Origin of the sequence: Microbacterium sp. GbtcB4, from assembly GCF_019091465.1 — a bacterium.
Classification (GTDB): Bacteria; Actinomycetota; Actinomycetes; order Actinomycetales; family Microbacteriaceae; genus Microbacterium; species Microbacterium paraoxydans.
This window is the reverse complement of record NZ_JAGXJJ010000827.1, coordinates 1-228: the sequence shown is the minus strand read 5'-3', so window position 1 is coordinate 228 and position 228 is coordinate 1. Positions and strand designations below refer to the sequence as shown.

Annotated in this window: 1 protein-coding gene; it reads left to right on the top strand. The window is 67.1% G+C overall.

The genetic code is table 11. The features are described from left to right. The coding region (locus KVS71_RS19765; protein WP_254635930.1) for a PadR family transcriptional regulator at positions 1-228 on the top strand (228 nt) is incomplete at both ends.

Below are 228 nucleotides of genomic sequence, written 5' to 3'. Positions count from 1 at the left end.
AGATGCGCAAGGTAGTGGCCGAGTACAGCGTTCTCGGTCTGCTCTCGCGCGAGCCCATGTACGGCTGGCAGCTGTCGGATGCACTCACCGGCGCCGGGCTGTTCGCCAGCATCGGCACGCTGTATCCGCTCCTCGGGCGGCTACGCGACAACGGCTGGGTGACGTCGTTCGACCGGCCGTCGGAGAGCGGTCCGGTGCGCAAGTACTACCCGCTCACGGTAGCCGGTA